The organism is Intestinibacillus massiliensis (assembly GCF_900155735.1).
Taxonomy (GTDB): Bacteria; Bacillota; Clostridia; order Oscillospirales; family Butyricicoccaceae; genus Intestinibacillus; species Intestinibacillus massiliensis.
The window spans coordinates 198856-214923 of the sequence record NZ_LT707057.1; the positions used below are offsets into that span (position 1 = coordinate 198856).

General features: G+C 64.3%; 17 protein-coding genes. 5 read left to right on the plus strand and 12 right to left on the minus strand.

Going from position 1 to position 16068, the window contains the following annotated elements; translation table 11 throughout:
* From CZ203_RS06930 to CZ203_RS06940, 3 genes are all read left to right on the plus strand, one after another.
* On the plus strand, positions 1–289 hold a 289-nt coding region (locus CZ203_RS06930), incomplete at its 5' end, for a methyltransferase family protein (protein ID WP_407927715.1).
* 33 nt (positions 290–322) lie between these two features.
* Positions 323–1963, plus strand: a complete 1641-nt coding sequence (locus CZ203_RS06935; RefSeq protein ID WP_087065406.1) for a GH3 family domain-containing protein — start codon at positions 323–325, stop codon at positions 1961–1963.
* Positions 1954–4467: a histidine kinase N-terminal 7TM domain-containing diguanylate cyclase/phosphohydrolase gene (locus tag CZ203_RS06940; RefSeq protein WP_087065407.1), complete on the plus strand. Its 2514-nt coding sequence runs from the start codon at positions 1954–1956 to the stop codon at positions 4465–4467. The genes CZ203_RS06935 and CZ203_RS06940 overlap by 10 nt, the downstream gene beginning before the upstream one ends.
* A gap of 63 nt (positions 4468–4530) precedes the next feature.
* Here CZ203_RS06940 and CZ203_RS06945 read toward each other — a convergent pair whose 3' ends face one another.
* The 4 genes from CZ203_RS06945 to CZ203_RS06960 form a co-directional block, all read right to left on the minus strand.
* Positions 4531–5532, minus strand: a complete 1002-nt coding sequence (locus CZ203_RS06945; RefSeq protein ID WP_227105665.1) for a PhoH family protein — start codon at positions 5530–5532, stop codon at positions 4531–4533.
* A gap of 221 nt (positions 5533–5753) precedes the next feature.
* Positions 5754–6983 (minus strand): sporulation protein YqfD, encoded by a 1230-nt coding sequence (locus CZ203_RS06950; RefSeq protein ID WP_087065409.1) that lies wholly within the window; start codon positions 6981–6983, stop codon positions 5754–5756.
* 34 nt (positions 6984–7017) lie between these two features.
* Positions 7018–7296, minus strand: a complete 279-nt coding sequence (locus tag CZ203_RS06955) for a YabP/YqfC family sporulation protein (RefSeq protein ID WP_087065410.1) — start codon at positions 7294–7296, stop codon at positions 7018–7020.
* Between the two features lie 69 nt (positions 7297–7365).
* Positions 7366–9009, minus strand: a complete 1644-nt coding sequence (locus CZ203_RS06960; protein ID WP_456236194.1) for an S-layer homology domain-containing protein — start codon at positions 9007–9009, stop codon at positions 7366–7368.
* 148 nt (positions 9010–9157) lie between these two features.
* Between CZ203_RS06960 and CZ203_RS06965 the strand changes: the two genes are divergently transcribed.
* Complete coding sequence (locus CZ203_RS06965) at positions 9158–9397, plus strand: hypothetical protein (protein WP_235847476.1); 240 nt, start codon at positions 9158–9160, stop codon at positions 9395–9397.
* Positions 9384–10739 carry a D-alanyl-D-alanine carboxypeptidase family protein gene (locus CZ203_RS06970; protein WP_087065412.1) on the plus strand — a complete coding sequence of 452 codons (1356 nt, stop codon included), beginning with the start codon at positions 9384–9386 and terminating at the stop codon, positions 10737–10739. Before CZ203_RS06965 ends, CZ203_RS06970 begins: the two co-directional genes overlap by 14 nt.
* A gap of 33 nt (positions 10740–10772) precedes the next feature.
* On the opposite strand, the gene CZ203_RS06975 is transcribed toward CZ203_RS06970, so the two are convergent.
* From CZ203_RS06975 to CZ203_RS07015, 8 genes are all read right to left on the minus strand, one after another.
* Positions 10773–11747 carry a sodium:calcium antiporter gene (locus tag CZ203_RS06975; protein ID WP_087065413.1) on the minus strand — a complete coding sequence of 325 codons (975 nt, stop codon included), beginning with the start codon at positions 11745–11747 and terminating at the stop codon, positions 10773–10775.
* Positions 11748–11972: 225 nt separating this feature from the next.
* Positions 11973–12635, minus strand: coding sequence for a radical SAM protein (locus CZ203_RS06980; protein ID WP_087065414.1), 663 nt, complete (start codon positions 12633–12635; stop codon positions 11973–11975).
* A gap of 24 nt (positions 12636–12659) precedes the next feature.
* Positions 12660–13109, minus strand: coding sequence for a ribose 5-phosphate isomerase B (gene rpiB / locus CZ203_RS06985; protein ID WP_087065415.1), 450 nt, complete (start codon positions 13107–13109; stop codon positions 12660–12662).
* A 7-nt stretch (positions 13110–13116) separates the two neighbouring features.
* A complete protein-coding gene (gene tsaB, locus CZ203_RS06990) occupies positions 13117–13824 on the minus strand; it encodes a tRNA (adenosine(37)-N6)-threonylcarbamoyltransferase complex dimerization subunit type 1 TsaB (RefSeq protein WP_087065416.1) in 708 nt (235 codons plus the stop codon).
* Positions 13805–14083: a tRNA (adenosine(37)-N6)-threonylcarbamoyltransferase complex ATPase subunit type 1 TsaE gene (gene tsaE, locus CZ203_RS06995; protein WP_235847477.1), complete on the minus strand. Its 279-nt coding sequence runs from the start codon at positions 14081–14083 to the stop codon at positions 13805–13807. The genes tsaB and tsaE overlap by 20 nt, the downstream gene beginning before the upstream one ends.
* A gap of 485 nt (positions 14084–14568) precedes the next feature.
* Entirely contained in the window at positions 14569–15198 is a 630-nt protein-coding gene (gene upp / locus CZ203_RS07005; protein WP_200809449.1) for a uracil phosphoribosyltransferase, read from the minus strand.
* Between the two features lie 30 nt (positions 15199–15228).
* Positions 15229–15678 (minus strand): ribose 5-phosphate isomerase B, encoded by a 450-nt coding sequence (gene rpiB / locus CZ203_RS07010; protein WP_087065415.1) that lies wholly within the window; start codon positions 15676–15678, stop codon positions 15229–15231.
* A 7-nt stretch (positions 15679–15685) separates the two neighbouring features.
* Positions 15686–16068 (minus strand): tRNA threonylcarbamoyladenosine biosynthesis protein TsaB (locus CZ203_RS07015; RefSeq protein WP_407927716.1); only part of this gene is annotated, 383 nt, incomplete at its 5' end.

The following is a 16068-nucleotide window of genomic DNA, read 5'->3' on the forward strand; positions in this document are numbered from 1 at the left end:
CGCGGCCGCCCCGCCCGCCGTGTGCGACCGGGGCGCTTACGCGCTCTGCCGCCATCCGGGCTTCTGGTGCTTCCTGTTTTGCGCCCTCGGCCTGTGGCTTGCCGCCGGCACGCCCCGGATGGGCGCGGGCGCGCTGGTTTTCTCCGGGCTGGATCTCGCCTATGTCGCCGCGCAGGACCGGTGGCTGTTCCCCAAATACCTGGCGGGCTACGCGGGTTACCAACAAAGCACCCCGTTCCTGTTCCCAAACCGCCGGAGCGCCGCGCGCTGCTTCGGCCGCACCCTGTAGGCCAATCTGATTTTGAAAGGTGGTGGATCGCCGATGCGTTTCAAGGAAAAGCTCGTAAAGCTCCCGCCGGCGGAGGTCTGGTCGCAGTATTGCAGCTTCCTCGACCTGTCGATGGACGAATATATGGCGATCCAGTTCCGCCTGCTCGAGGAGCAGATCGCCCTGCTCGGCGGCTGCGGCCTGGGGCAGCGCCTGTTCGGCGGGCAGGTCCCGCGCACGGTCAGCGAGTTCCGGCAGAACGTCCCGCTGACCAAGTACGAGGACTATGCCGATATCCTGCTGTCCCGCCGCGCCGACCAATTGCCCTCCGAGCCTGTGATCTGGCTGGAAACCACCTGGGAGAGCGGCAGCCGCCCGGTCAAGGTCGCGCCCTGTTCCGCCCAGATGCTTGAGACCTGCCAGGCCAATATGCTCGGCGCCATGCTGCTCGCGGCCTCGGAATCGCGCGGGAAATTTTGCCTCAAGCCGAGCGCGCGCACGCTCTATTGCCTTGCCCCGCTGCCTTATGCCAGCGGGCTTTTTCCCGTGCTGATCGAGCCGGAATACGATATGCACTTCATGCCGCCGCTGCGCGAGGCGACGCGCATGTCCTTTTCCGAGCAGAACAAGGCCGGCTTCAAGCTGGCGGTGCAGGGCGGCATGGACATCTATTTCGGCATGAGCAGCATCATCTATACGGTCACCAAGAACTTCAATGAATTTATCAGCGGCGCGGGCGGCAAATGGAAGCTTTCCAGCCTCGCCGGGTTCCGCCCCGCCATGCTGTACCGCCTGCTGAAGGCCAAATACCACGCCTCCCGCGACGGCAAGCCGATCCGCCCGCGCGACCTGTTCGACCTGCAGGCGCTCCTGTGCATTGGCACGGACACCGTGCTGTTCAAGGACGAGCTGGAGGACGCCTGGGGGCGCCGCCCGCTCGAGATCCACGGCGGCACCGAGCCGACCTGTATCGGCACGGAGACCTGGAGCCGGGACGGCCTCGTGCTGTTCCCGGACGCCTGCTTTTACGAATTTATCCCGGAAAACGAGATGCTGCGCAATATGGACGACCCGTCCTACACGCCCAAGACCTACCTCATGGACGAGCTGACCGCCGGGCAGGATTACGAGCTTGTGATCACGGTGCTCAAGGGCGGCTCGTTCACGCGCTACCGCGTGGGCGATATGTACCGCTGCCTGCGCCTGAAAAACGAGCGCGACGGGCTGGCCATGCCGCAGTTTGAATACCTCGACCGCGTCCCGTCGGTCATCGACATCGCGGGCTTTACCCGCATCACCGAGGGCGCGGTCAAGCGCGTCATCCAGATGTCGCGCCTGGAAATCGCCGACTGGTTCGCGCGCAAGGAGTACGACGGGGAAAAGCGCGCGTTCATGCACCTCTATGTCGAGGTGGACGGCGCGGCCGCCGCCAGCCACCCGATGACCGAGCAGATCCTGCGCGAGCACATGTCGATCTATTTCCGCCACTATGACCACGATTACAAGGACCTCAAGCGGCTGCTTGGGATCGAGCCGCTGCGGATCACGCTGCTGCGCGAGGGCGTGCTCGCGGAATACCATGCGCGCTACGGGCGGCCGATGCGCCGCATCAACCCGCCCGCGCAGGATATCATCGACCTGATGTACCTGCAAAACGGCGGTTCCCCGCGGGGAGGTGACGGTTTTTGTCAATAAACCCGATCCTTTTTTCCCTTATCCCGGGATTTGCGCTGCTGTGCAACGTGTTCCTGCTCATGACGCTGCTGACCGCGCGCAAAAACAAGACCATCCACTCGTTCATGCTGCTGCTCGGCGCGTTCATCCTGTGGACGGGCGGCTCCCTGCTGCTGCGCCTGCAGTTTTACCCCTCGCCGGGCTTCTGGAACCAGATTTGCCTGGACGGCATCATCCTGGTGCCCTGGCTTTATTACCTGCTGACCATCAACTACCTTGAGATCAAAGGCTTTTTCCTCAAGGCGCTGTGGGGCGGCGGGACGGCGGTCATGCTGGTCATGAACCACCTGAGCCTGTTCCTGTCCGAGCCGGTGATCTCCACCGACGGCGGGCAGACCGCGATGCGGTACGAAACGCACCTGCTGATCGTCCTGCCCGTGCTGCTCGCCATCTGCATCTTTATCTCCATCTGGCGGCTGATGCTGACCGGCCTGCGGCGGCAGGGCACGCCCTCCACGCACTTCATCCCGCTGCTCGTCGGCGTGGGCGTCATGCTGGTGGGCAACGTGCTGCCCGTGACGACCCCGGTGCTCAATTCCCTGCCGCTCGATACCGCGGCCTGCGCGGTCAACGCGTGCTGCATCTACTACGCCTTCTGTAAAAAGCGGCTGTTCGCGCTCAGCCGCCAGATCGCGTCCAAGGGCGCGGCCTATTTCATGACGATTTCGGTCAGCGCGCTCATCCTGCTCGCGGCGCTGCCCACGGTGCAGGGGTTCCTCTCCAGGCACCTGCCCGCCCTGGCGGCGTACCACACGGTCATTATCGCGGTGCTGCTGTCCATCCTGGTGCTGCTGCTGTACAACCTGCTGTCGGTGCTGCTGAACAACGTCTTCGTGCGCGACCAGATCGCGCGGGAGGACGGCTTGCGCGCGTTTTCCGACGCGGTCGGCCGCACGCTGCGCCTGGACGAGATCATCGACGCGTTCCTGGAGCTGCTGCGCGGGGCGATCCCCACGCACGGCGTCTATATCTGCCTGTATACGCCGGAGGACAACTGCTACCGCTCCGCGCTGGGCACCTCGCCCATCCGGCGCGACGTGACGCTGCGCGGCGACCACCCGCTCGTCATGTGGCTCGGCAAGCACAGCGCGGGCCTGCACTATACCGAGTTCACGCACACTTCCTTTTACAAATCCATGTGGGAGACGGAAAAGCGGCTGCTGCGCGACCTCAACATCAGCTACCTGCTGCCCATCCGCTGCGAAGGCCGCCTGACCGGCATCGTGCTGCTGGCGGAAAAGGAAAACCACAAGCCCTATTGCTTCGAGGAAACGGTGTTCCTCGATTCCGCGGCCTCCGTCGTGTCCATCGCCCTGCAAAACGCCAGCCTCTACGAGACCATCCGGCAAGAGGCGCAGCGCGACGGCCTGACCGGCCTGTACAACCGGCGCTATTTTACCGAGCAGCTCCAGGGCGAGGTGCGCAAGAACCACGGCCAGGTGCTGTCCGTCATCCTGCTGAACCTGGATAACTTCCGGCTGTACAACGAGCTGTACGGCACGGGCGCGGGCGACCAGGTGCTGCAGGACTTCGCCGGGCTGCTCACCCAGGTGATCGGCACCCGCGGCACGGTGGCGCGCTACGGCGGCAAGGAATTTGCCGTGCTGCTCCCCTTCACGGACGCCGCCACGGCGCAGGGGCTGACCGCACGCATCCGAGAAGGGCTGCATGCGCACATTTCCCGCACCGGCGAGGCCGTGGAGAAATTCCTGACCTTTTCCGCGGGCGTGTGCACCTATCCCACCGCCGCGCACTCGGCGGACGAACTGCTGTCCTACGCAAACCTCGCGGTATTCAGCGCCAAGCAGCACGGCCGCAACCGCACGGTGGCCTACAGCCGCTCCGAGGCCGGCGTACCGCCCGTGCGTGACAAGGCCGATATCGCGCTCGAATACACGCCGACCATCTACGCGCTGACCGCGGCGATCGACGCCAAGGACCACTACACCTTCAGCCACTCGCAGGCCGTTTCGGAATACGCGGCGGCGCTCGCCAAGGCCTACGGTCTGGACGCGGAACACGTCGAGACCATCCGGCAGGCCGGCCTGCTGCACGACATCGGCAAAATCGGCATCCCCGACGCGATCCTGACCAAAACCGGCCGCCTGACCGACGAGGAGTATGCCATCATCAAGCAGCATGTGGAGCGCTCCATCGAGATGATCCGCCACCTGCCCTCGCTGACCTACGTCATCCCGTCCGTCCTCGGCCACCATGAGCGCTACGACGGCAAGGGCTACCCGCGCGGCATCGCCGGGGAACAGATCCCGGTCGGCGCGCGCTGCCTCGGCGTGGTGGATTCCTTCGACGCGATGGTGTCGCGCCGCTCCTATAAGGAGCCGATGCCGGTCGCGGACGCGCTCCAGGAAATCCGGCGCAACCTCGGCACCCAGTTCGACCCCGCGCTCGGCGCGCTGTTTGTCCGGCTCGTGGAGAGCGGCGCGATCGAAGTGATGCAGTACTGACCGGAAGAAAATGAAAAAGGGTGCAGGGCAACTACAGCCCTGCACCCTTTTTGGTTTTCCGCCTTACCGGTAAAACGGCTTCTGGTAGGGGCGCGGCGCGCCCTTGCCTTTTTTCGCGGCGTTTTCCTCTTTCTCAAACGCGCGCACGATCTCCTGCACCAGGCGGTGCCGCACCACGTCGGCATTGTGCAGGTGCACCACGCCGATGCCCTCGATATCGGCCAGCATCTGCGCACATTTCGCCAGGCCGCTTTCCTGGCCGTCCTGCAGGTCGATCTGGGTCACGTCGCCCGTCAGGATCATTTTGGAACCGGCGCCCAGGCGCGTCAGCGCCATCTTCAGGCTGGACAGCGTGATGTTTTGCGCCTCGTCGATCAGCACATAGCTGTTGTTCAGCGTGCGCCCGCGCATATACGCCAGCGGGGCGATCTCAATCGCGCCCTTTTCCATATAGTCCTTGACCTTGTCGGTGCCCAGCATGTCGTACAGCGCGTCGTACAGCGGGCGCAGGTACGGGTCGACCTTGCTCTGCAGGTCGCCGGGCAGGAAGCCGAGCTTTTCCCCGGCCTCGACCGCGGGGCGCGTGAGCACGATGCGGTCGACCTCCTTGCCCCGGAACGCGGTGACCGCCATCGCGGCGGCCAGGAAGGTCTTGCCCGTGCCCGCAGGGCCGATGCATAGGGTGATCGTATTCTTCTTAATGGTCTCTATAAAGCGCTTCTGCCCGGCCGTGCGGCACTTGATGGGCTGGCCGCGGTAGCTGATGGCCACCGTGTCCTTGGATGCGGCGACCGCGGACGAAACGTCGCCCGTACGCACGGAATCGAGCACGCTGCTCACCGTGATGTCGTTCACCGGTTCGCCGTTCTGATGGATGGCGCGCAGCGCCTCGAGCGTATGGACCGCCTGGCAGACGGCCTCCTCGGTGTCCCCCGAAATGTCCACGCCGTCGTCCCGCGACACGATGGAAACCGCGAGCGCCTTCTCGACCGCGCGCAGGTTGGAATCAAACGCGCCGAATACCGCCTGCTGGGAAACGCCGTCAAATGCGATATGTTTTTGCAAATCTGCTCCTCGCCTTCTGTTTTGCCAACATTCATTTGCTTTGTGAACCCGCCGCGGCGGATGGGGCGGCTGCCGCCCCGGCATCCGTATCCGGCCGTCCGCGATCCCACAATTTGCGATATGGAAAATACCGCTCTGCGGCTATTATATCGCAAACCGCAACCGTTTTCAATAGAATGACGCGCGGCGGCCTGTTTTTACCCGCTTTTTACAGGGGCACGCTAGGGCGCGCCCTCCTCACCGGGCTGCGCGGGCGCGGGCAGCTCCTGCGTGTCGACCGCTTCCCTGCCGATCTGTTCCAGGCATTCCGCGTACAGCGTCAGCTCGTAGCCGCCGCCGGGCAGTTCGCGGAACGCCGTGCTGCGCGCGGTGATCGTCCCGTCGATCTGCGCCTGCAGGCGCCGCACCGCCGCCTGCTCCATCCCCGCGCGCACCGCGTCCGGGTCGGGCGCCGCCTCGCGCGTCTCATAGTACCGGAAGGTCTGCTTTTGCAGCTTGACCGGCACCTCCAGGCTGTCCGCGATGACGATTTTGCGCTCCTCCACCGCCTTGTCGCAGTTTTCCTCGGAAACGCCGCTGCCGAGGAACAGGTTGACGCGCCGCCGGCCGAACACCAGCGCGTACTGCACGGTTTCCTTGCCGGTATACTGTTTGGCCGCCGCGGCCGGCGCCCGCCGGGAGGTGGCCGTATACCAGGTGCGCGCCTCGACTTCCGCGGTCGCGTGGCTTTTGCGCGCCGCGCCCTGCTCCCCGGTCGGCAGCTTGACCGAGGAAACCAGCATATCCCCCTGAGCAACCGTTTCGCCCACCTTGACGGCCGGCGTACCCTCGGTCACGGCCATCTTGGTGATCAGCCCGGGCTTTGTGGCGTAAACGCTGGTCGGCAAGTCCTTATCCACCATCTCGGGCTTGGGACGGCGCGCATGCGCCTCGACCTCCAGCCGGTTGCCGTGCAGGTTGATGGAGATGAACGCAAGCTCCGGCATGCGGTACATCATTTCGGAACGCACCGCGCGCGCGTCGATCGAGCCGATGTACGCCCCGGGGCGTACGCCCAGGTCGTGCAGGTTGTGCGCCAGGTCGTAGCCCGACACCCCGTCCGGCACGGTCAGGTGGACGACCCACAGGAAGCTCGTCAGCACCCAGCACAGGCCGGCGAGCGCCGCCGCCCCGCCGAACAGCATATACCGCTTGCGGAACCGGTGCGCCATGAACGGCGCGCCGCGCCGCCGGAGCAGGTGCACCCGGCAGCCGGTGCGCCCCATCAGCGCGCGCAGCCGCTTGAAATCCCCGAGCAGGACCGTCGCGTGCAGCTCGTCGAGCGCGGCCCGCTCGATCCCGTGCAGCGCGATGTCGTGGCGCGAACACAGGTTCAGGAAGCGCTCGATCGCCGCGCCGCGCACCCGGATGCGCACGGTGCCTTCCAGATAGCGCAAAAAATTCTTAAACACCTTGCGTTCCCCCGTCCTTTATCATCTCGCGCTTTTACGTCACATATTCCAGCGACAGGATTTTCCCGGTGACCGCCAGCTCGGACAGGCTGAGCGCCCGCAGCTCCAGCCCGTCGCCCACGATCTTGACCACCATGTGCCCGCAGTTGATGCGCATGAGCGTGTCGCCGTATTCCAGTATCCCTTTATGGTTTTCCACCAGTACCCGCTTATCGCCTAATATTTCTATGCGCGGCACGCCCGCGCCGAAATCCTCCGCTAAAAAGCTCGCCTGCGCCTGCCGCATCAGGCGTGCGCCCAGACCCTCCTTCATGCCCAAACCTCCATTCCTCTCATTCTTATGTCACGCCGGTATGAAACTTGCCGCCCGGCAATACATTTATCATGAAAAGGGGTGGACAGGATGAAAAATACGGCTTCCAAACTCAAACGGCTTGCCTTCCCGGCGGCGGCGGTTTTGCTTTTTGCCGGGCTTACATTTTTTGCGGGCGACGCGGCGCAGGCCGCGCGCGAGGGGCTGGAGCTGTCGCTGCGCACGGCGGTCCCCGCCCTGTTCCCGTTTTTTGTGGCGGGTGCGCTGCTNGTTGTTCACGTCCACGACGAGGACGCGCAGGTCGACGTCCTCCCCCACTTCCGTGGCAAGGAAGACATTGTTGTAGTGGCCGCCGCCGTCCGCGAACGCTTCGGAAACCGCGCCGCCGTCCGCGCCCACATGCCGGCCGGTATCCACATACAGGACAAACGTATCGTTTGTGACGCGGTAGGTGGTGCCGTCAAACAGGCGGATACGGCCCGTGTCCGCGTCCCATTCCTTGACCGCGCCCAGCTTGCCGTTGGCCACGCGGCCGATCCGGTCGAGCGTGCCGTCGCCATACACATAATAGTGCGCGATATCGCCCTGGCGCGGCTCGGTCCCGATATCCGCATCCTTGACCCAAAGTTCGCGTGCCTGGCTGCCGTCCCACACCTCGATGACCACCGCGGTATCGCCGTCTCCATCCTTGGTGCGGTAAGTGGACTGGACATAGCCGTACCCCTCGGCCAGGGAACCCTTGGATTTCGTATACTTGATCATCCGGGTCTCCGTCACGGCCTTGCCCGCGGCATCGCGGGCGGTGAACACCACCTCGTTATCGCCGGGTGCCAGCGTAAGCCGCACGCTGAACTTGCCGGAGGGCGAGACCGATACCGCTTTATCGTTGACCGTGACGGACGGCAGCGTACCGGCCTGACCGGACACGGCGCCGCTGACCGTCACCTCCGCCTCGGTCACGCTGGACGGGCACACAGTCACCGTCAGCTTGGGCGCGTCGGCTTCGGGCTGCGCGTCCGCGGCCTGCGTCACGGCGCGGTACAGCATGACAGCCGCCTCCGCACGGGTGATGCCCGCCTGCGGGCGGAACGTGCCGTCCGCATAGCCCTCAATCAGCCCCCGTGCCGCCGCGACGCCCACATAGGGGCGCAGCGCGGGCGAAATCGCGCCGTAATCGGTAAAACCCTCCGCCTCGGTGGCGGCGTCACTGTCTTCCGCCCGGTAGCCCAGGATGCGCACAATCGCGGCTGCGATGTCCTCGCGGCGCGCGGGCGTTTCGGGCTTGAACGTCATTTTACCGCCGGACGGGTCGACGTATCCGTCCAGGTAGCCGCGCGCGGCCTCAACGTACCCGTATGACCAACGCCCCGCCGCCACGTCGGCATACGCCGGCACGCCGCCCGCCGCGGGTTCCATCCCAAAGGACAGCGTCAGCATTTTTGCAAATTCCTCCCGCGTAACCGGGTCGTCCGGCGCAAACCTGCCGCCTCCGACCCCGTCCACGATCCCCTGCGCCGCAAAGCCCTCGATCGCGTCCCGCGCCCAGCCGTAGCTGTCGTCTACGTCGCTGAACGCCCGCCCCGCAGCCAATGCGCCGCCGGGCAGCAGGGTCAGCACGGCGAGCAGCACGGCGATGAACCTCTTTTTCATGCAAATCCCTCCGTTTCCTGCCGTATTGGCACAAGTCCATTGTAGCAGGTTGCACAGGAACATTCCATGCGCAAAGCTTTCCAAACGGTGTTTTTTTCCGTAACATCCGTGCCGATCCACATTGTTCTCCTTTTGTTAACAAAAAGCACTGGAAAGCCGCGCATAAATCCGTTATAATAGGAGTTACTATCAGCCGAAAGGACGTGTCGGTGTGAGGCGAAGCATCCTCTTCCGTAAAAATATAGAACCGCGCTGCGCTTACTGCGCGCACGCCGGCCCGCTCGACGACGAAAGGGCCACCTGCAAGCGCCGCGGCATCGTCTCGATGGACGACCATTGCCGCCGTTTCAAATACGACCCGCTCCGCCGCGTGCCGCCCAAACCCGCCGTCCTGCGCGGCACCTTTTCGGCAGACGACTTTCTCCTGGGGGATCAAGATGACGAAGCATAACCTTTGGCGGCGCACAGCCGCCCTTTTTCTGCTGATAATCACGGTCGTCACCTGCGTGCCGCTGCCTGCGGCCGCGCTGGACGACCCCAATATCGCGGCGACGGCCGCCATCCTGCTCGACCCGTCGAGCGGCATGGTGCTGTACCAGAAAAACGCCGATGAAAAGCGCTACCCGGCCTCGACCACCAAGATCATGACCGCGCTCGTCGTGCTTGACCATGTCAAGGATTTAAACGAAAAGGTCACGGTCACCGAGGAGGACTTTGCCGGCGTCGAAGCGGATTCCTCCAAGGCCGGGTTCCAGCCCGGCGAGGAGGTGCCGGTCATCGACCTGCTGTACGGCCTGCTGCTGCCGTCCGGCAACGAGGCCGCCAATACGCTCGCCCGCCATGTCGGCGGCTCGGTCGCGGGCTTTGTGGACATGATGAACGCGCGCGCCCAGGAGCTCGGCTGCACGGGCACGCACTTTGTCAACCCGAACGGCCTGCATGACGACGACCATTACACCACCGCGCGCGACCTGAGCACGATCGCCGCGGAGGCCATGAAAAACGAGACCTTCGCGCTCATCGCCAACACCGCGCAGAAGACCCTGAGCGAAAACAACCTGACCGCAACGCGCGGCAAGCCGCTCAAGGTCTTTACGACCAATATGCTGATTTTCAGCCGCAACGACCCGCTGTATTACAGCTACGCCAAGGGCATCAAGACCGGCCACACCTCGCAGGCGGGCTATTGCCTCGTCGCGACCGCGACCAAGAAGGGCTCCACGCTGATTTCCGTCGTGCTCGGCTGTGAAAAGCCGCAGGGCGCGCGCCAGCCGGTGACCTTCTCCGAGACCAAGCGGCTGTTTGATTGGGGCTTTGAAAACTTCGCCTCGCAGACGCTGGTCAAGGAGGGCGAAGCGGTCACGGAGATCGATATCCGCCTTTCCACGGACTGCGACCGCATCGTCCTGCAAACCGGTGGCAAGCTGGACGCCGTCGTCCCGATCGATATCGAGATGGACAACGTCGTGCGCACGATGCACCTGCCGGACGACCTCGTCGCCCCGATCAAGGCGGGGGATGTGATCGGCACCATGGACGTCAGCTATAACGGCGTGCATTACGGCTCGGTCGACCTCGTGTCCATCCGCGACGTGTCGCGCTCCCAGGTGCTCTATTATGCGGACAAGCTGGAGAACTTTTTCAAGAGCCGCCTGTTCAAGATGATCGTGCTCGGGCTGGTCATCCTGCTCGTCCTGTATATCCTGATCATCCTCCTGACGGGACGGCGCCGCCGCCGTCGCCGCCAGCAGATGATGCGTTCCAAATCCACGCGGTACCGCAGGTTCAAATAATAAAAACCCCCGGCTTTCCGGCCGGGGGTTTTTTTACGCCGACAGCACGGCGAACAGCACATAGCTTACGACCGGGACCGCGGACAGCAGCGCAACCGGCGCCGCGGGGCGCTTTTCCGCGCCGCCCTTCCGGGTCAGCAGGCGCACCAGCACCAGCACCGCGGCGTTGGCGGCCAGGCCGAGCGTGATCAGCAGGCCTGCCTGGCTGTCGTACACATAGAGGTTTTTGTTCCAGTAGGCCAGGTCGGCCACGAAGAAGATCGCAAAATTAAAGATATTGGAACCGACGATGTTGCCGGTCATGGCGTTAAAGTTGCCGATACGCGCAAGCACGAAGCACGAGATCATCTCCGGCAGGGAGGTCGCGATGCCGAGCAGCAGCGCGCCCGCCATGGTCGACCCAAGGCCGATCTTCGTCCCCAGGTAATCCGAGGCGTAGGTGATGGCGATGGACGCGCACACGAGCAGCACGCTGTACCCGGCAAAGCGCAGGACGACCTGCCGCAGCGTCAGCGGGCTGACGTCGCCCGCCTCCCCGGACGTGTCCTCGTCGCCCGACATTTTGCGGATGCTCCACACATAGAGCGCGAAGATCACGAGCGAAAGCCCGCTCACCCCGTACAGGAACAGGCTGCTGCCGGTCTTGAGGGAAACCAGCAGGAGCACGTATATGACGACCACGCAGGTGACCGTCGTGTTGTGGCTCGTGGTGATGCGCGCGCGCCGCAGCCCCTTGAAATACAGCAGGAACACCGCGCCGAGCACAAACACGTTAAACAGGTCGCTGCCCAGGATGTTGCCGATGACGAGCGAGGGCTTGCCGACAAAGGCGACCGACGTGACGCTCGTCATCAGTTCCGGCAGCGAGGTCACCGCCGCGAGCATGACGCCGCCGATAAACGCCGAGGCCATCGTGGTCTTTTGGTCGAGCAGGTCGACATAGTAGCCCAGCCGCGCGGAAAACAGCACGACGCAGGCGACAAGCAGTGCGTAAACAACAAAGATCATACTTTTTAAAACCCCTTTTCCCTATAACATTGTGCCCCGCGCAGCCGGTTTATTACAAAAAAAGAGACCTATGCCCCGCAAAGCGGAACATAAGTCTCGTCGTTTCAAATTACGCCAGGCGCCTTTCGTGAAAACGCCACGCTGTTGACTGTAATTGCGGCGCAAAACGCCGCCGACTACTCCCCTATGACACTTTTTATACTATACGCTGCCAAACCTGCGCTGTCAAGGGATTTTTCGGCAAAATTTGCCCTGCCAGCTATCCCGCCGCGCAAGCTCCTGGTCGATGGCGTTGAGCGCCTCCCGCTTGCGGCGGCTCCACAGCGGCGCGATCAAATCCCCCGCCGGGCCGTCGCCGGTCAGCCGGCCGATCACCATGCCGGGCGGCAGCAGCTCGAGCTGGTCGCACACGGTGGAGACATAATCCTCCCGCGCCATCGTTTCAAATCCCCCGGCCGCATACGCCGCCGCGAGCGGCGTGCCGCGCAGCACATGCAGCAGATGGATCTTGACCCCCTGGACGGGCAGCCCGGCGATAAACCGCGCGCTGCCGCGCATGTCCTCCGCCGTTTCGCCGGGCAGGCCGTTGATCAGGTGCACCCAGGCCGGCACGCCGTGCGCGTGCAGCCGGTAAAGCCCCTCCAGGAACGCCTGCCGCGTTTCGCAGCGGTTCATGCGCCGCGCGGTGCTGTCCGACGCGGTCTGCAGGCCAAGCTCGACGGTCAGGCAGGTGCGCGCGGCGATCCCGCCCAGCAGGGCGGCCGNCAGCGTGGCGATCTCGCCGACCGCCTCGCGGAACTCCTTGACGCCCGTGGTCTTGTCCCGCATCAGGGACAGCTTATGCTGGATCAGCGGGTGATCCATCTCATGAACCTTTGCCATAGCCATAATATTTATCTCCCTTAATTTCGCTTATTTGCTGTGCTTGGCTTCAATCGCGTGGATCTTCTCGATGCGGCCCAGGTGGCGGCCGCCCTCCAGCTCGCCGCTGAGCCAGACCTCGACCATCTCGCACGCTTCGCCGGGCCCGGTGATCCGCTCGCCCAGGCACAGGATATTCGCATCATTGTGGAGGCGGCAGTACTTTGCCGCAAAGTGGGACTGGCAGGCCGCCGCGCGGATGCCGGGCACCTTGTTGGCGGCGATCGAGATGCCGATGCCGGAGCCGCAGATCAGGATGCCGCGCTCGTGCTTGCCCTCGACAATCGCGTTTGCAACCGCCTCGGCCGCGTCCGGATAGTCGTAGCGCTCGGCGGAATAGCAGCCGTAGTCGGTAAACTCATAGCCCTTGGCCTCGAGCATTTCCACCAGCTTCACCTTGAGCGCGTAGCCCGCGTGGTCGTTACCAATTGCAATCGTCATAATTTTATTAACCTCCGTTCTCTTGTGCCAGGCGGCACAGCCGCTCCCGCTCGGCCTGGGGCGCGCGCAGGTACTGTTCGCGCAGCGCGTCCGCCCCAACCGCCTGCCCGTCCGCAAAGACGCGCTGTGCGGCCATGGCCACGCCGTACCCCGAGGGGTACAGCAGATGCGGCGGGGCCATGCGCAGCCCCGGGCATTCTTGTTTGAGTTTAGTATAACACAAATGCGCGCCGTCTCCAACCAGTATTTGCGCGGCCGCGCCGATTTCTTCGGCCAGCGCGCCGAGCTTGAGCGCGCGGTCGCCGCACAGGCGCTGCGGCCCCTCCGGCGTCAGGCGGAACCGGGCGTTATACACTTGGCCGGCGCGCGCGTCCATCACGCAGCAGGCCTCGCCCTCCAGCCCCAGAAGCCCCCAGGCCATGGCCTCGAGCGTGGAAACCGCGGCGCAGGGCCTGTCCGCCGCCATCGCAAGCCCCTTGACCGTGGCCACGCCGATGCGGATGCCGGTAAACGACCCCGGCCCCGCGGCGACTGCGAAGCCGTCCAGGTCGCGCACGGCCATGCCGCAACCCGCGAGCAGGTGCTCGGCCATGGGCAGCAGCGTGCGCGAATGCGTCAGCCCGCAGTTCTGGAAGGACGACGCGATGACGCGCGCCCCCTCGGTCAGGCAGACCGCCGCGGACACCGCGGACGATTCAAAGCTCAGGATTTTCATACCCTACCTCCCCGGTCGTAATGATGCGGCTGTCCGGCGCCGCGCCGTAGGCGATGCTGACGGTCTTGTAGCGCGCGGGCAGCGCGCCCGCGATATTCCCGCTCCACTCGATCAGCAGGATGCGCGCGCCGTCCAGGTAGTCTTCAAAGCCCAGCTCCCAGAGCGCCTCCTCGTCCAGGATGCGGTACATATCAAAATGCGCCACGTCCCCCGCCGCAGTCTCGTATTCGTTTGCAATGGCAAAGGTCGGGCTGGTCACGCGCCCGCCGTACCCCAGGCCGCGCAGCACNTCACCTGGTTTACGCTGATCTTCTCATGGTACAGCAGCACGCCGACCGCGATCAGCACGATGGCAAGCACGCTGTTGCACACGATCGAGCCCATGCTGACCTTCCACCCCGCGCGGTACAGGAAAATGTAGCCCGCCTCCAGCCCGACGATGGACAGGCCGAGCACCACCGGCGCCCAGTTGACCTGCTGCACGGCGTGCGCCAGGCTGCGGTCCGGGCTGCACAGGAAGAACAGCGCCAGCGACGCGCCCGCGCCGACCAGGTAGGTGACGACGAGGCTGAGGAACGGGTTCGCCGCGGCGGGCAGCGACTTGGTGCAGATATTATAAAAGACGTTGGACAGCACGATCATGACGACCGGCAGGTAATACGGCATCGCGCATCCCCCCTCCTAAAAATACGAACCCTTCCGCCGCCCGCGCGGTGGAAGGGTTCTGGCTGCCAGAAGCAAGGCTTACTTGGTGCCGAAAATGCGGTCGCCCGCGTCGCCCAGGCCGGGGACGATGTAGCCGTGGTCGTTCAGCTTTTCGTCGATCGCGGCGACGAAGATCTCAACGTCCGGATGGTCCTTATGCACGGTCGCGACGCCTTCCGGCGCGGCGATGATATTCATCAGCTTGATGTGCTTGACGCCGTAGTTCTTGAGGAACTGGATGGCTGCCGTCGCGCTGCCGCCGGTCGCCAGCATCGGGTCGACGACGATGACGTCGCGCTCCGCGATATCGTTCGGCAGCTTGCAGTAATACTCGACCGGCTGCAGGGTCTCCGGGTCGCGGTACAGGCCGATATGGCCGACCTTCGCCGTCGGGATCAGGTTGAGGATGCCGTCCACCATGCCGAGGCCGGCGCGCAGGATCGGCACGATCGCCATCTTCTTGCCCGAAATGACCTTGACCTTGGCGTCTGCGACCGGGGTCTCGATCGTGATTTCCTTGAGCGGCAGGTCGCGGGTGGCCTCGTAGCACATCAGCGTGGCGATCTCGCCGACCGCCTCGCGGAACTCCTTGACGCCCGTGGTCTTGTCCCGCATCAGGGACAGCTTATGCTGGATCAGCGGGTGATCCATCTCATGAACCTTTGCCATAGCCATAATATTTATCTCCCTTAATTTCGCTTATTTGCTGTGCTTGGCTTCAATCGCGTGGATCTTCTCGATGCGGCCCAGGTGGCGGCCGCCCTCCAGCTCGCCGCTGAGCCAGACCTCGACCATCTCGCACGCTTCGCCGGGCCCGGTGATCCGCTCGCCCAGGCACAGGATATTCGCATCATTGTGGAGGCGGCAGTACTTTGCCGCAAAGTGGGACTGGCAGGCCGCCGCGCGGATGCCGGGCACCTTGTTGGCGGCGATCGAGATGCCGATGCCGGAGCCGCAGATCAGGATGCCGCGCTCGTGCTTGCCCTCGACAATCGCGTTTGCAACCGCCTCGGCCGCGTCCGGATAGTCGTAGCGCTCGGCGGAATAGCAGCCGTAGTCGGTAAACTCATAGCCCTTGGCCTCGAGCATTTCCACCAGCTTCACCTTGAGCGCGTAGCCCGCGTGGTCGTTACCAATTGCAATCGTCATAATTTTATTAACCTCCGTTCTCTTGTGCCAGGCGGCACAGCCGCTCCCGCTCGGCCTGGGGCGCGCGCAGGTACTGTTCGCGCAGCGCGTCCGCCCCAACCGCCTGCCCGTCCGCAAAGACGCGCTGTGCGGCCATGGCCACGCCGTACCCCGAGGGGTACAGCAGATGCGGCGGGGCCATGCGCAGCCCCGGGCATTCTTGTTTGAGTTTAGTATAACACAAATGCGCGCCGTCTCCAACCAGTATTTGCGCGGCCGCGCCGATTTCTTCGGCCAGCGCGCCGAGCTTGAGCGCGCGGTCGCCGCACAGGCGCTGCGGCCCCTCCGGCGTCAGGCGGAACCGGGCGTTATACACTTGGCCGGCGCGCGCGTCCATCACGCAGCAGGCCT

What these genes read in the sequence shown, in the direction of transcription:
- CZ203_RS06955 (WP_087065410.1), bottom strand. Translation starts at nt 7,296, where the DNA reads ATGAAGGAGGGTCTGGGCGCACGCCTGATGCGGCAGGCGCAGGCGAGC.
- CZ203_RS06970 (WP_087065412.1), top strand. Translation starts at nt 9,384, where the DNA reads ATGACGAAGCATAACCTTTGGCGGCGCACAGCCGCCCTTTTTCTGCTG.
- rpiB (WP_087065415.1), bottom strand. Translation starts at nt 13,109, where the DNA reads ATGACGATTGCAATTGGTAACGACCACGCGGGCTACGCGCTCAAGGTG.
- CZ203_RS06935 (WP_087065406.1), top strand. Translation starts at nt 323, where the DNA reads ATGCGTTTCAAGGAAAAGCTCGTAAAGCTCCCGCCGGCGGAGGTCTGG.
- upp (WP_200809449.1), bottom strand. Translation starts at nt 15,198, where the DNA reads ATGGCAAAGGTTCATGAGATGGATCACCCGCTGATCCAGCATAAGCTG.
- CZ203_RS06975 (WP_087065413.1), bottom strand. Translation starts at nt 11,747, where the DNA reads ATGATCTTTGTTGTTTACGCACTGCTTGTCGCCTGCGTCGTGCTGTTT.
- rpiB (WP_087065415.1), bottom strand. Translation starts at nt 15,678, where the DNA reads ATGACGATTGCAATTGGTAACGACCACGCGGGCTACGCGCTCAAGGTG.
- tsaB (WP_087065416.1), bottom strand. Translation starts at nt 13,824, where the DNA reads ATGAAAATCCTGAGCTTTGAATCGTCCGCGGTGTCCGCGGCGGTCTGC.